This window comes from Halomicrococcus pelagicus (assembly GCF_051917725.1).
In the GTDB taxonomy this organism is placed as follows: Archaea; Halobacteriota; Halobacteria; order Halobacteriales; family Haladaptataceae; genus Halomicrococcus.
Genome location: NZ_JBQBLX010000002.1, coordinates 613,600 through 626,813 on the forward strand (window position 1 = coordinate 613,600; position 13,214 = coordinate 626,813).

Here is a 13,214-nt window from a genome sequence, read left to right on the forward strand (position 1 = left end):
CGTACGCACCGAAGACGTATCCGGACGATTCTCCGTCAGTCGCGGGCGTGGACGGTGAACTCCAGCGCGTTGACGAGGTAGTGAGCGACGACGACCACCGGCAGGCTCTCGGTCAGGACGAACACGGCGGCGAGCGCGCCACCGAGCAGGCCGGTCACCAGGATTCCGCCCGGACCCTGCGCGCCGTGGCCGAGCGCGAACGCCACCGTCGACCCGGCGGCGAGCAGCCACGGCGAGACGCCGAACCCGGCCGCGAACGCGCCGATGAGCGCGCCGCGAAAGAGCAACTCCTCGAACCCCGCGATGATGGGGAGGACGAGGAAGAGGAGGACGAACCACCCGCGCGCCGAGTCCGGCGTGAGTAGCTCGCGCATCCCCTCGGCGTAGTCGATGCCGAGAGCGTCGGCCACGTGCTGGCCGAGTTCGTTCGCGGCGAACAGCGCGACGCCGATTGCGACGCCGAGGGCGAGCGTCCGGAGCGTCACCGTCCCGACGCCGAGCGCGCCGGGCGGAACGGAGCCGATCCACGCCGCCGCGACCAGCACCGCACCGAAGAGGCCCTGACTGACCGCGACGTTCACCAGCAGCAACTCGGGCGTGAGCGTCTCGCGGGCGGTCGCGTCGCGGTCGCCGGTCGCCTCTCGACCGGTTTCGCCGTTACCGGTCGGTCGGTCGTCGCCCGCTTCGTCGTCGCTCGTCGGAGGCTCGCCCGCCACGGTTCCGGCTTCGCGCGCCGGTGCGCCGGTCCCGCCGGGAGAGTCGCCGTCGCGGAGTTCCGGTGCGGAGAGCGACGACTGGGAGGCCCGCGCGAGCGCGACCAGCATCGCGAGCACGAGGAGCGTCACCCCGGCGAACGACTTCCACTGCGGTGCCGGCATCGTGACCTTCTTTCTCGCGGGCGGCGAAAAGATGTCCGGCTTCGGTCACGGGCGGGGCGTCGTAGTGGCACCGTGGTTTCCGGGCACCCGGGTTCGACGGCTCGTCGTCCTCAGCGGCGCTCGACGACGGCGAGGATGGCGGGTACCCGGTCGTCTCCGTGGTTCGCCACGAACGGTTCTTCGCGCACGGCGCGGACGCGCCAGCCGTCGCCGAACGCGTCGGTGACGTCGTCGGCGGAGAGGGTGTTCGGTCCCCAGTCGTCCGGTGCGTCCTCGCCGAACGCGAGGACGAACGCACGTCCGCCGGGCGAGAGCACCGCCGCGAGGCTGTCCGCGTACGCCGCGCGCTCCTCCTCCTCGAAGACGTGGAACGTGCCACTGTCGAGGACCGTCTCGAACGGGCCGAGGTCGGCGGGCAGGTCGAGGGCGTCTGCGACGCGGAACGTCACGTCGAGGTCACGCGGCGTCTCGCTCGTCTCGCTTCCGTCGGGACGTGCCGACGCTCTCGCCTCGCGCGCCTTCTGCCGCGCTCGCTCGATGGCGCGCTCCGACACGTCCACGCCGGTGACCGGACGACCGCGCTCCGCGACGTATAGCGCGTGCGTTCCCGTCCCGCATCCGACGTCGAGTACGCGCCCGTCGACGGCGCCGTCCTCGACGAGGCGGACGAACGCCGGCTGTGGCCGTCCGACGTCCCACGGCGGGTCGTTCTCGTACGCCTCGTTCCACCACTCTCCGGGGTCGTCGGTCATGGACGGATGGTCGCGTTGCCCCCCGAAATAGTTTGCATCGAACGGAGCGTCCGCTGACGGTCTGTCGAAATCGAGAAGGAAAAGCGGCGATTCGAACGCGTCGGCTACTGCGGACTGGGGTTGCCGTGGCCCGACGAACCGCTGCTGATGTCGTGTTCGAGGGCGCTCCCGGTGATGTTCTTCAGGCGGTCGACGAGGCTGTCCTGCTCGGGTTCGCCCGCGAGGGCGACCTCCAGGACCTCGCTGATGTGGCTGACGGGGATGATCTCTATCATCTCCTCGTACTCCTCCTCTATCATCACGTCCTGCTCGTTGGCCTTCGGGATGATGACCCTGTCGAGGCCGGCCTTCGCGGCCGCCTCTATCTTGTGGGTGACGCCGCCGACGGGGAGCACGTCGCCCCGGACCGACAGCGAACCGGTCATGGCGAGGCTCTGGTCGATGGGGGCGTCCTCCAGCGCGCTGATGACCGCGGTGGCGACCGTGATGGACGCCGAGTCGCCGTCGACGCCCTGCTGGCCGGCCTGGACGAACTGGATGTGGACGTCCTTCTCGCTCAGGTTCTCGTCGCTGTACTTCTTGATGATGGCGGAGACGTTCTGCACGGACTCCTCGGCCATCTCCTTGAGCTGGCCGGTGGCGATGACCTCGCCGGGACCCTGGCTGGGCGTGACCTCGGCCATCACGGGCAGCATGATGCCGGAGTCTTCGCCCATCACTGCCAGGCCGTTGACGCGGCCGACGACCTCGCCCTGCGAGACGGTCATCTCGTAGTCCTTGCGGCGCTCGATCATGTCGTCCGCGATCTGCTGTTCGATGGAGCGCGAGCGGCGCTTGGCCTGCAGGACGTGGTCGCGCGTCGTGAACTCGGCGTCCTCGGCGCGAGCGATGTCGCCCGCGACCCGGACGAGTCCGCCGAGGTCACGCAGTTTGAGCGTGAGGTGGTCCTTGCGCCCGGCGCGACGCTGGGCCTCGAGGATGACCTCCTCGATGGCGTCCTCGTCGAAGTGGGGCAGGCGACCGTCCTTCTCGACTTCCTGGGCGATGAACCGCGCGTACTTGCGGCGCATCTCCGGCGTGTCGTCGATGGTGTCGTCCATGTACACCTCGTACCCGTACCCCTTGATGCGCGAGCGGAGCGCGGGGTGCATGTTCTCCATCGCGTCGAGGTTGCCGGCCGCGACCATGACGAAGTCCGTCGGGACGGGTTCGGTCTGGACCATGGCGCCCGAGGAGCGCTCGGACTGGCCCGTGATGCCGAACTCGCCCTCCTGGATGGCCGTCATCAGCTTCTGCTGGCTGCGGATGTCGAGCGTGTTGATCTCGTCGACGAACAGCACGCCCTTGTTGGCCTTGTGGATGGCGCCCGGTTCGACGCGGTCGTGGGACGGCGTCTCCATGCCGCCGGACTGGAACGGGTCGTGGCGGACGTCGCCCAGCAGTGCGCCGGCGTGCGCGCCGGTCGCGTCCTCGAACGGCGCGCTGGTCACGTCGCTGTTGTTGACCAGCAGGTTCGGAATCATGGCGTCCGACCCGCGCGAGCCGTAGCGGAACGCGAGGTAGATGACGCCGGCCGCGAGGATGCCCAGAAGCGGACGCTGGGCGATGAGGAGGGCGTACCCCACCACGATGGCGATGATGACCCACATGAGGAACGAGCGCATCTGGTTGCGCTTGCGGGCTTCCTCCTTGTGGGCGTCGATTATCTGTTCACCCTTCCCGGCGGGGACCGTCCGAACTTTCGGCTCGTTCCCGTCGTCGGGATTGTGGTAGACGAGCACGTCCTGCAGGTCCTCCTTCGGGAGGAGCTCGCTCATCGCCTTGGCCAGCATCGACTTCCCGGTCCCGGGGGTGCCGATCATCATCACGTGGCGGCGCTGCTTCGCCGCCTTCAGGACCACGTCTCGGGCGTGGTCCTGGCCGATGACCTGGTCGACCAGTCGGTCGGGGATGTCGATCTCGTCGGTGCTCTCGATTTCGAGCCCACCGAGCAGGTGGTCCTCGGCGACCTCTTCGTCGACGTCGGCGTCGATATCGCTGCCGAGTTCCTCGCCGAACTCCTGCTCGGTTTCTTGCTCCGGTGGCGGAGCTTCGGTGTCGTTGCTCATAGAAATCGCTTCGTCGTATACGATTTGAGGGCTGGCGAACTGATATACTTTCTCCCTCCGGTCGTCCCTACCGGTCCTGACAGACGAGCGTAATGGCCGCCAACGACGACGTTACGGGCAGGCTAACGACTCGTCAGCCTTATTAAAGCACCGTACGACTTCCCGCGTATGACCCGCGGCTTCTACATCGGTCGCTTCCAGCCCTATCACAATGGCCACCAGAGCGTGGTCGAGAACATCGCCGAGGAGGTCGACGAACTCGTGGTCGGCATCGGCAGCGCCGGGGACTCCCACTCGCGTCACGACCCGTTCACGGCCGGCGAGCGCATCATGATGATAACGAAGTCGCTCGTCGACCTCGACCTCGTCACCTACGCCGTCCCCATCGAGGACCTGGACCGCAACTCCGTCTGGGTGAGCCACGTCCAGAGCATGAGCCCGGACTTCGACGTCGCCTACTCGAACAACCCGCTCGTCATCCGGCTGTTCCGTGAGGCGGGCGTCGAGGTGCGTCAGTCGCCGATGTTCAACCGCGGCGTTCTGGAGGGAACCGAGGTCCGCGAACGCATGGTCGAGGGAGAGGACTGGGAGCGACTCGTCCCGGACGCCGTCGTCGAGGTCGTCGAGGAGATAGATGGCATCGACCGCATCCAGCAGGTCAGCGACTCCGACGCGAACGGGGAGTGACCCCCGACGGCCGATTCGTCCCGGCGCGAGGAGAACCGATTAGGCGCAGGCGTCCGAACCGCCGCCCATGATAACGCTCGCTTCCGACTTCGGCACGCCGTACCCCGCGGCGATGAAAGGCGTGATGCTTCGACGGACCGACGCCCGACTCGTCGACGTGGCCCACGACTTTCCCCGGCAGGACGTGCGCGCCGCCGCCTTCTGGCTCCGCGAGGTCCTGCCGCAGTTCCCGCCCGCGGTCCATCTCGTCGTCGTCGACCCCGGCGTCGGCACCGACCGCGCAGCGCTCGCGGTGCGGGCGGGCGACCACGCCCTCGTCGGCCCGGACAACGGCGTCTTGGTGCCGGCGGCTCGCGAACTGGCAGACGGTGCCGGCCTCGACGCGTTCGAGGTGGACGACGAGGGCGCGGCGAGTTCGACGTTCCACGGTCGCGACGTGTTCGCTCCCGCCGCGGCGCGAGTCCACGAGGCCGGCGTCGACGCCGTCTCCGACCTCGACGGGGTCGCGCCGACCGACGAGTTCGTCGACCTGCGGTTCCCCGACCCCGTCGTCGACGACGACGAGGCGACCGGCGAGATTCTCGCGGTGGACGACTTCGGCAACGCCGTCACGAACGTGCCCGGCGGGTTCGTCGACGGCGCGGACGAGGCGGCCGTGAACGGCGAGCGAGCGCCGGTCGCGCCGTCCTACGCCCACGTCGAGGCGGGCCAGCGACTCGTCACGGTGGGGAGCCACGGCAACGTCGAACTGGCGGTGAACCGCGGCCGGGGCGACGAGGCGTTCGGCGTCGCGCCGGGGGACGCGGTTCGACTGGAGACGTAGCCGGCCTACCGCACTTCGTCCCGGGCCGCCGCCAGCGCCGGGCCGAAGGCGACGAAGACGATGCCGGTCCAGAGGACGGCGAACACGAGCGCGCCGCCCTGCTGGTTCACCAGATAGCTCCCGAACGCCGTCCTGGCGTCCGGGTCGTACCGGTTCACGACGACGTAGAACGCGCCGATGGTGGGCGAGTTCGCGACGAACATCGACGCGACGACGGCGAGCAGGTCGCGGGCCGGTCGCCACTCCGACTGCCAGTTCTCCGAGGCGAAACGGGACATGGGAGTGGCCTGCCGCCGCAGGGACAAAACGGTTGATACCGAGGCGTCGCCGGGACTGCGACGACGGACGACCGACCGAGCGGGTCGCCGACCGTGACCGAGACGGTCCGCCAACCATTAAGACTCGCCCACGCGCACTGAGAAGTATGTTCGACGCGGACGACCTAGAGGAGATACGCCGGGGGAAAGAGCAGTGGGAGGCGGAGACGCTCGAACCGACGCTGGAGCGGTTCGGCGAGCGCAAGGAGGAGTTCGAGACCGACACGGGCGGCCAGACCGTCGAACGGCTCTACACGCCCGACGACGTCGCCGACTCGGAGTACGACGAGGACCTCGGATTCCCCGGCGAGAACCCGTACACGCGCGGCGTCTACCCGACGATGTACCGCGGTCGGCTGTGGACGATGCGCCAGTACGCCGGGTTCAGCACGGCCGAGGAGACCAACGAACGCTACCACTACCTCATCGACGAGGGCCAGACCGGCCTCTCCGTCGCCTTCGACCTGCCGACCCAGATGGGGTACGACTCCGACGACGAGATGGCCGCGGGCGAGGTCGGGAAGTCCGGCGTCGCCATCGACTCGCTCGCGGACATGGAGACGCTGTTCGACGGCATCCCGCTGGACGAGGTGAGCACGTCGATGACCATCAACGCGCCCGCCTCCGTCCTGCTGGCGATGTACGTCGCCGTCGGCGACGAGCAGGGCGTCGACCGCGAGGAGCTTCGGGGCACCATCCAGAACGACCTGCTGAAGGAGTACATCGCCCGGAACACGTACATCTACCCCCCGGAGCCCTCGATGCGGATCATCACCGACATCTTCGAGTTCTGCGCCGAGGAGACGCCGAAGTTCAACACCATCTCCATCTCCGGCTACCACGTCCGCGAGGCGGGAGCGACCGCCGCCCAGGAGCTCGCGTTCACGCTCGGCAACGGCATCGAGTACGTCGAGGCTGCCATCGACGCGGGCCTCGACGTCGACGAGTTCGCTCCCCAGCTCTCCTTCTTCTTCAACGCCCACAACGACATCTTCGAGGAGGCCGCCAAGTTCCGCGCCGCCCGCCGCATGTGGGCCGAGATAATGGAGGAGCGGTTCGGTGCCGACGACCCCAAGTCCAAGCAACTGAAGTTCCACACCCAGACCGCCGGGTCGACGCTGACCGCCCAGCAGATAGAGAACAACGTCGTCCGGGTCGCCTACCAGGCGCTGGCCGCCGTGCTCGGCGGCACCCAGAGCCTCCACACGAACGGCAAGGACGAGGCGCTGGCGCTGCCGACCGAGGAGAGCGTCCGCACCGCGCTCCGCACCCAGCAGATTCTCGCCCACGAGTCGGGTGCCGCAGACACCATCGACCCCCTGGCCGGGAGCTACTACGTCGAGAGCCTCACCGACGACCTCGAAGCGGAGGCGTTCGACATCCTCGACACCGTCGACGACAAGGGCGGCATGCTGTCGGCCATCGAACAGCAGTGGGTCCAGCGCCAGATACAGGACGTCGCCTACGAGCGCCAGCAGGAGATAGAGGAGGGCGAACGGATAATCGTCGGCGTCAACGAGTTCGAGAACGAGGACGAGGAGAAGGAGATGGACATCCAGGAGGTCACCGAGGAGGACGAACGTCGCCAGATAGACCACCTGAACGAGGTCAAGGCCGAGCGCGACGACGAGGAAGTGACGGCGACGCTCGACGCACTCCGGGACGCCGCCGAGGGCGACGACAACCTGATGCCGTACATCGTCGACGCCGTGAAGGCGTACGCGACGGTCGGCGAGATATGCGGCGTGCTCCGGGACGCGTTCGGCGAGTACCGCCCCGGCGGAGCGGTGTGAACGGACTCCCGTCGCGGTAGTTCAGTCCAGTTCGCGCCGACCCGCGACGTTCAGCGTCGCCGCGTACGCGGGCAGGGCGGGGAGCACCGTCTCGATGGGGCCGCGGTTGAACGTCTCGAACAGCTCCTGCAGTTCGGTTATCGTCGCCTCGTCCGTCCCCCTCGTCCGGAGGTCGTCGGGCGCGATTCGGGGCGGGTACGGCACCGAGTCGACGAACGCCTCGGTCGCCTCGTGCGCTCGCTCGCAGGCGCGGTCGAACGCCGGCGACTCGAACACGGGTTCGAGGTCGTCCCACGCCGTGCGGAGGTACGCCGGCCACTGCGCGAGACAGCGGTAGATGCTCGGCAGGTCGTCGTCCAGGCCGTGGAACGCTCGAACGCCGCCGGCGGTGTCGGCGAGTTCCGCCGGCACGTCGTCGACCATCGTCGGCGAGCGGCCGCGGTCGCGGTCGAGCCAGGCGGGCATCGGTTCGGTCGCCGCCGCTCGCTCGTCGTCCCCGTCGCCGACCGGGTCGCCCCGCAGCGACCGGTCGACGACCTCGAACAGCACCGCGAGGCGCGGCGCGACGACGTCGAAGGTCTCCGCCTGCCCGGCTAGCTCCCGGAACTCGGCGGGTTCGAGACCGAGGTCGGCGCGCCGATAGCGGGGCAGGTCCCGGTCGCCGCTCTCGACCGCCGAGAGGACGGCGTCCCGGTACGCGACGGAGTACTGCCCGAACGCGCGCGTGGTGAACGTCGGCTTCACCTGCCCCCACAGGTACCGGGTGAGCTCCGGGTCGTTGGCCATCAGCGTCCGGAAGATCCAGTTGACTACGGGCGCGTGGAACGTCGCGCGAACGTCGTCGTACACCCCGGCTCGCCACCCCGTCGCCTGGCTCTCGTACAGCTGTCGGTCGGTGTCCATGCTGGGTGTGCGGCGAGGAGGTCAATCAGTCTTTTCGCGCGACGGTCTGGCCCGGCGGAATCGGTCGCGGTCGCCACCGAAAACGGTGCTCGTACTAGAGCGCCTTGACCCACCCCGGAATCGACGCCATGCCCTCTTTGTCCTCCCAGCCGTGCTCGCGGAGGTACTCCTCCAGCGTCGTGAACTCGAAGCCGAACGTCTCCTCGAGCGCGTCGACGTCGGCGTCGTAGCCGACCTCGTTGAACCACTCGCACATGACGGTGAACTCCTCGCCGAAGTCGTCGTAGGCGTCCTCGATGGGGACGTGGTACGGCTCCACGTCGACGCCGGTGACCTCCGACAGCACGTCGGCCGTCTCGGCCAGCGTCTTCTCGTCGCCCGCGAGTTCGAACCGCTCGCCGACGAACTCGTCGGGGTTCTCGAAGGCGACCGCCGCGGCGCGTCCGACGTCGTCCACGTCGACCATCTGGAGCGAGACGCCCTCCTCCAGCGGGAGGGCGACGGTCCCGTCCTCCACGACGTCCTCCGCGAAGGCCTCGAAGTTCTGGAAGAAGAACACGGGCTGGAGGACCGTCATCGGAAGGTCGAGGTCCTGGGCGTGTCGTTCGATCTCCCAGGCCGAGTCGAAGTGCGGAATGCCGGTGTCGCGTTCGTGGCTCCCGACGCCGCTGTAGACGAAGTGGTCGACGCCCTCCTCGTCGGCGACCTCGGCGAGGTTCTTGCCCTGACGGACCTGTGCGTCGTAGCCCTGCGTCCAGAAGTTCGTCACCGCGAACACCGCGTCGGCGTCCGCGACGTGGGGCCGGAACGACTCCTGGTCGTTCAGGTCGCCCTCGACCATCGTCACGCCGCGGTCGGCGAGCGCCCGCGCCGCGTCGCCGTCGGCGTCGCGGGTCAGTCCGCGAACGTCGAACTCCGTATCGGACGCGAGCAGGTTGTCCACGACCGCGCCGCCCTGATTTCCGGTCGCGCCCGCGACGAGGACGCGCGTTCGCTCGGCGGACATCGTTACGCCCACCCCCGCGCGCCGGTGACGGAATCGGCGTCCGATGCGACCGTTCTCGTATCGACTCCGGGGAGTGCTCTCATTGCGCTAGTCGGTTCGCTCCGGAACCGCTTGTACGCTATGTGACGCCGACACAACCACGTAACAGAGATGTTAGCGGGGGACATCGCGCCGATAGCAGTCGCTCAGAGCAAAGCCAGCAACTCGTCGACGTCCCGCTCGGCGTTGAAGACGTGGACGGACGCTCGCACGGCCCCCTCGGGATACGGCAGCGCGCGAATCGTGACCCCCGCCTCGTCGGCGCGCTCGACGAACGCCTCCGGGTCGTCGACTTCGAACGTCACCAGTCCGGACTCGTACTCGCGGGGACTCAGCAGGCGAGCGTCCCCGGCCGCGCCGATGCCCTCCTTGAGCCGGTCCGTCAACCGCTCGATGCGGCCCTCGATGGTGTCGTAGCCGAGTTCTTCGACGACGTCGATGGCCTCCCGGAGGCCGGCGTACGGCGCGGGCGAGACGGTCCCCACTTCGAGGCGGTGGGCGCCGGGTTCGTAGGCGTACTCCTCGGCGTTGGGGTCCTCGACGCTCCGGTAGCCGACGTGTGCGGGTTCGAGGTGACGCTCCGCGCCCTCGGCCACGTGGAGGAATCCGGCGCCGAACGGTCCGAGCAGCCACTTGTGGCCCGCGCCGGCGACGAAGTCCGCTCCCCAGTCGGTCACGTCGACCGCCATCTGGCCGGGGCACTGGACCGCGTCCACGAGCACGAGCGCGCCGGCGTCGTGTGCGACGTCGACGACGTCGGAGACCGGGAGCAGCGTCCCGTGCGTCCAGGTCAGGGAACTCAGACAGACGAGCTTCGCGCCCTCGACCGCTTCCCGCATCGCGTCGACGTCGAGGCGACCGCCCTCGGTCTCGACCACCTCGACCCGAACGCCGTGTCGCGCGAGGCGCTTCCACGGCAGGATGCCCGAGGAGTGTTCGAGGTCGGTTCGGACGACCGCGTCGCCCGGTTCCCAGTCGAGCGCGGCGGCGATGCGGTTGATGCCGTCGGTGGTGCTCTGGGTGAGCGCGATCTCCTCGGCGGTCGCGCCGAGGTGGTCCGCGACCGCCTCGCGCGTCCGGTCGAACGCGTCGAACGCCGCGGGGTACATCCCCTCGTCCGCGGGCGCGTCGTACTCCTGGTACTCCAGGCACGACTCGACCGCGTCCACCACGCGCGTCGGACTCGGCCCGCTCGCGCCGGTGTTCAGGTACGTCGTCCGCTCCAGCGCCGGGATGTCCGAACGGAGTTCTGTCGGCGTCATAGTGGGACGGCTCACGTCGCCCCGACGTAATAGCTCCCCGGTTGGCCGCGTCGGCCTCCGGGGGCGGCCGACGCCTCCGCGAGCGACGCGCGACGGTTTCAGGAGAACTATTGTCGGAGCGGCCGTCGGCTCGGGTATGCAGCTCGACCACGTCGGCGTCGCCACCGACGACGCCGCGGAACTGGCGGACCTGTACGGCGAACTCTTCGACGCACCGGTCGCCCACGAGGAGGAGTTCGACGGCATGCGCGTCGTCTTCCTCGCGTTCGACGGAAGCTACTTCGAACTGCTCGAACCGATTGAGGACGGGACAATCGCGCGGTATCTCGACCGGAACGGGCCCGGCGTCCACCACGTCGCGCTCCGGACCGAGGACATCGAGGGCGCGCTCGAAACCGTGCGGGAACGCGGCGTCGAACTCGTCGACGACGAGCCCCGACCCGGCGCGTGGGGCCACGACGTGGCCTTCCTGCATCCGAAGTCGACGGGCGGCGTGCTCGTCGAGTTCGTGGAGCACTGACGGTCGAGACGGCGGGTGAGAGGGAGAGCGCGGCGTCGACGCCGCGCGATGACGTTCACTTGAAGCGGAACGTCTCGAGGTTCTTCGGCGCGAACGTGCGGATGTTGTGTTCGTGGTACAGCGACGAGGAGAGGTCCTGGGTCGCGGACTCGTCGCCGTGGACGCAGAGCACCTTCTCGGGGCGCGGGTTCATCGTCTTCACGAAGTTCATCAGCCCCTGGCGGTCGGCGTGGCCGGAGAACCCGTCCACGGTCTCAACGTCCATGTTGAGCGAGAGCGTCTTCCCGCGGCTGCGACCGTTCAGCGGAATCTCGTCCCAGCCGTTCTGGATGCGGCGGCCGAGCGTCCCCTGGGCCTGGTACCCGACGAACACCATCGTGTTGTCCGGGTCACTGCCGAGATGTTCGAGCCAGGACATGATGGGGCCGCCGGTGACCATGCCGGACGTGGAGAGCACGATGCACTGGTCGCCGTCGGCGACGTCCTGGCGCTCCTCCTCGCCGCCGTCGATGTGGTTGAACTGGGGCGCGAGGAAGGGGTTCTCGTCCTCGTGGAAGATGCGGTCCCGGAGTTCGTCGCGCAGGTACTCGGGATACGTCGTGTGGATGGCCGTCGCCTCCCAGATCATCCCGTCCAGGTGGACGGGCATCGTCGGGATGTCGCCGCTACGCATCGCCTCTTCGAGGACGAGCATCATCTCCTGGGACCGACCGACCGCGAACGACGGGATGACGACCTTGCCGCCCTTCTCGTACGTCTCGTTGATGACCTTCTTCAGGTGGCGCTCGCTGTCCTCCTGGTCGGTCTGGTAGTCGTTGCGACCGCCGTACGTGGATTCGAGGACGAGCGTCTCGACGCGCGGGAAGTCGTTGACCGCGCCGTTGAACAGTCGCGTGTCGGTGTAGTGGATGTCGCCGGAGAACGCGACGTTGTACAGGCCGTCGCCGATGTGGAAGTGCGAGACGGCGGAGCCGAGGATGTGACCCGCGTTGTGGAACGTGAGCTTCACGTCCGGCGCGATGTCGGTCACGTCGCCGTACTCGAGCGGGATGGTGTGCTTGATGGCCTCCCGGACCATCTCGCTGTCGTACGGCGGGGTGCGGCCCTCTTTCGCCGCGACGTCGAGGTAGTCCAGTTGCAGCAGTCCCATCAGGTCGCGAGTCGGCTCGGTCGTGTAGATGGGGCCGTCGTAGCCGTACTTGAACAGGAGGGGGATGAGTGCGCTGTGGTCGAGGTGGGCGTGGGTGAGCACGACGGCGTCGATGGTGCTCGGTCCCGCCCCGAGCGCCTCCTCGACCTGGAGGTACGGCACGTCGTCGGAGCCGGGCTTGTCACCGCAGTCGATGAGGATGCGGGTCTCGGGCGTCGAGAGGATGAAGCTCGCGCGTCCGACCTCGCGACAGCAGCCGAGCGTCGTGATGCGAACCCACTCCTCGTCGCTCATCTCCTCGCGGTGTATCTGGCGACCCACCTTCTCGAGGATGGTCCGTCGCTCCTCGCGCTCCTGTTTCAGGAAGTTGCGCACGTTCGACACCGTCGACGATTCGATGGGTGGCGTGCGAACGACTTCGGGCGTCCAGCCGACCTGCTGGGTTATCTCGCGCAGCGTCGACCCGTGCTTCCCGATGACCATCCCGGGCTTCTCGGCCTCGACGACGACTTCGCCGGTGTCGGCGTGGAAGTCCAGGTCGGTCACGCCGGCCTCTTCCGGGACGACGTCCATGATCTCCTCCCGCGCGTCGTCGGGGCGCGAGAGCACGTCCGGGTCCGGACGCACGGTGATGCGCTTGCGAAGCTGGCTCGCCAGCTTCCGGATGAGGTCGCCGTTGCGCGCGAACTTCTTCGGGTCGCGCGTGTAGACGACCAGTTCCGGGCCTTCGTACTTGACGTCCGACACTGAGATGTCGCTCGGTAACTCGCTCGTGATCTCTTCTTTGAGGTCCTCGAGTTGTTGTTCTACTTGACTCATGGTGAGAAAGGTCCACTTCGTCCGTTCGGACAGCGTGTGCTGGAGGGTGTCGTCCGACGCCCATCGAGTCGTCGCAGCCAGCGGTCGACCACCGCACCGTGCAACGGTCTATCACCGTGACCACTACGACTGACAATACAGCACAGCATAGATTGTC

At 68.2% G+C, this 13,214-nt stretch carries 12 protein-coding genes; 4 read left to right on the top strand and 8 right to left on the bottom strand.

The features are described from left to right. Positions 1 to 35: 35 nt before the first annotated feature. The 3 genes from ACTF4R_RS08000 to lonB form a co-directional block, all read right to left on the bottom strand. Positions 36 to 878 carry a CPBP family intramembrane glutamic endopeptidase gene (locus ACTF4R_RS08000; RefSeq protein ID WP_440007310.1) on the bottom strand — a complete coding sequence of 281 codons (843 nt, stop codon included), beginning with the start codon at positions 876 to 878 and terminating at the stop codon, positions 36 to 38. A gap of 110 nt (positions 879 to 988) precedes the next feature. After that, positions 989 to 1,630, bottom strand: a complete 642-nt coding sequence (locus ACTF4R_RS08005) for a class I SAM-dependent methyltransferase (protein ID WP_440007311.1) — start codon at positions 1,628 to 1,630, stop codon at positions 989 to 991. Positions 1,631 to 1,734: 104 nt separating this feature from the next. Continuing rightward, positions 1,735 to 3,738, bottom strand: a complete 2,004-nt coding sequence (gene lonB, locus ACTF4R_RS08010) for an ATP-dependent protease LonB (protein WP_440007312.1) — start codon at positions 3,736 to 3,738, stop codon at positions 1,735 to 1,737. A gap of 168 nt (positions 3,739 to 3,906) precedes the next feature. Here lonB and ACTF4R_RS08015 point away from each other — a divergent pair, with 168 nt between their 5' ends. Further along, positions 3,907 to 4,425, top strand: a complete 519-nt coding sequence (locus tag ACTF4R_RS08015) for a nicotinamide-nucleotide adenylyltransferase (RefSeq protein ID WP_433626937.1) — start codon at positions 3,907 to 3,909, stop codon at positions 4,423 to 4,425. Positions 4,426 to 4,492: 67 nt separating this feature from the next. Further along, the gene (locus ACTF4R_RS08020) at positions 4,493 to 5,248 is read left to right on the top strand and encodes an SAM hydrolase/SAM-dependent halogenase family protein (protein WP_440007313.1); all 756 of its coding nucleotides are present in this window, start codon (positions 4,493 to 4,495) and stop codon (positions 5,246 to 5,248) included. Between the two features lie 5 nt (positions 5,249 to 5,253). Here the strand turns inward: ACTF4R_RS08020 and ACTF4R_RS08025 are convergent, their stop codons facing one another. Then, positions 5,254 to 5,526, bottom strand: a complete 273-nt coding sequence (locus tag ACTF4R_RS08025; protein ID WP_440007314.1) for a hypothetical protein — start codon at positions 5,524 to 5,526, stop codon at positions 5,254 to 5,256. 146 nt (positions 5,527 to 5,672) lie between these two features. Between ACTF4R_RS08025 and ACTF4R_RS08030 the strand changes: the two genes are divergently transcribed. Beyond that, complete coding sequence (locus ACTF4R_RS08030; RefSeq protein ID WP_440007315.1) at positions 5,673 to 7,358, top strand: acyl-CoA mutase large subunit family protein; 1,686 nt, start codon at positions 5,673 to 5,675, stop codon at positions 7,356 to 7,358. 21 nt (positions 7,359 to 7,379) lie between these two features. Here ACTF4R_RS08030 and ACTF4R_RS08035 read toward each other — a convergent pair whose 3' ends face one another. The 3 genes from ACTF4R_RS08035 to ACTF4R_RS08045 all read right to left on the bottom strand — a co-directional run bounded on the left by ACTF4R_RS08035 (position 7,380) and on the right by ACTF4R_RS08045 (position 10,568). Further along, a complete protein-coding gene (locus tag ACTF4R_RS08035; RefSeq protein WP_440007316.1) occupies positions 7,380 to 8,261 on the bottom strand; it encodes a halocarboxylic acid dehydrogenase DehI family protein in 882 nt (293 codons plus the stop codon). 94 nt (positions 8,262 to 8,355) lie between these two features. Further along, on the bottom strand, positions 8,356 to 9,267 hold the full coding sequence (locus ACTF4R_RS08040) for an NmrA/HSCARG family protein (RefSeq protein WP_440007317.1): 912 nt from the start codon (positions 9,265 to 9,267) through the stop codon (positions 8,356 to 8,358). Between the two features lie 185 nt (positions 9,268 to 9,452). Then, positions 9,453 to 10,568: an aminotransferase class V-fold PLP-dependent enzyme gene (locus ACTF4R_RS08045; RefSeq protein WP_440007318.1), complete on the bottom strand. Its 1,116-nt coding sequence runs from the start codon at positions 10,566 to 10,568 to the stop codon at positions 9,453 to 9,455. A 136-nt stretch (positions 10,569 to 10,704) separates the two neighbouring features. Here ACTF4R_RS08045 and mce point away from each other — a divergent pair, with 136 nt between their 5' ends. Continuing rightward, on the top strand, positions 10,705 to 11,088 hold the full coding sequence (gene mce, locus ACTF4R_RS08050; RefSeq protein ID WP_440007319.1) for a methylmalonyl-CoA epimerase: 384 nt from the start codon (positions 10,705 to 10,707) through the stop codon (positions 11,086 to 11,088). Between the two features lie 55 nt (positions 11,089 to 11,143). Here mce and ACTF4R_RS08055 read toward each other — a convergent pair whose 3' ends face one another. Then, positions 11,144 to 13,057: a beta-CASP ribonuclease aCPSF1 gene (locus ACTF4R_RS08055; RefSeq protein ID WP_440007320.1), complete on the bottom strand. Its 1,914-nt coding sequence runs from the start codon at positions 13,055 to 13,057 to the stop codon at positions 11,144 to 11,146. Positions 13,058 to 13,214: the final 157 nt, after the last annotated feature.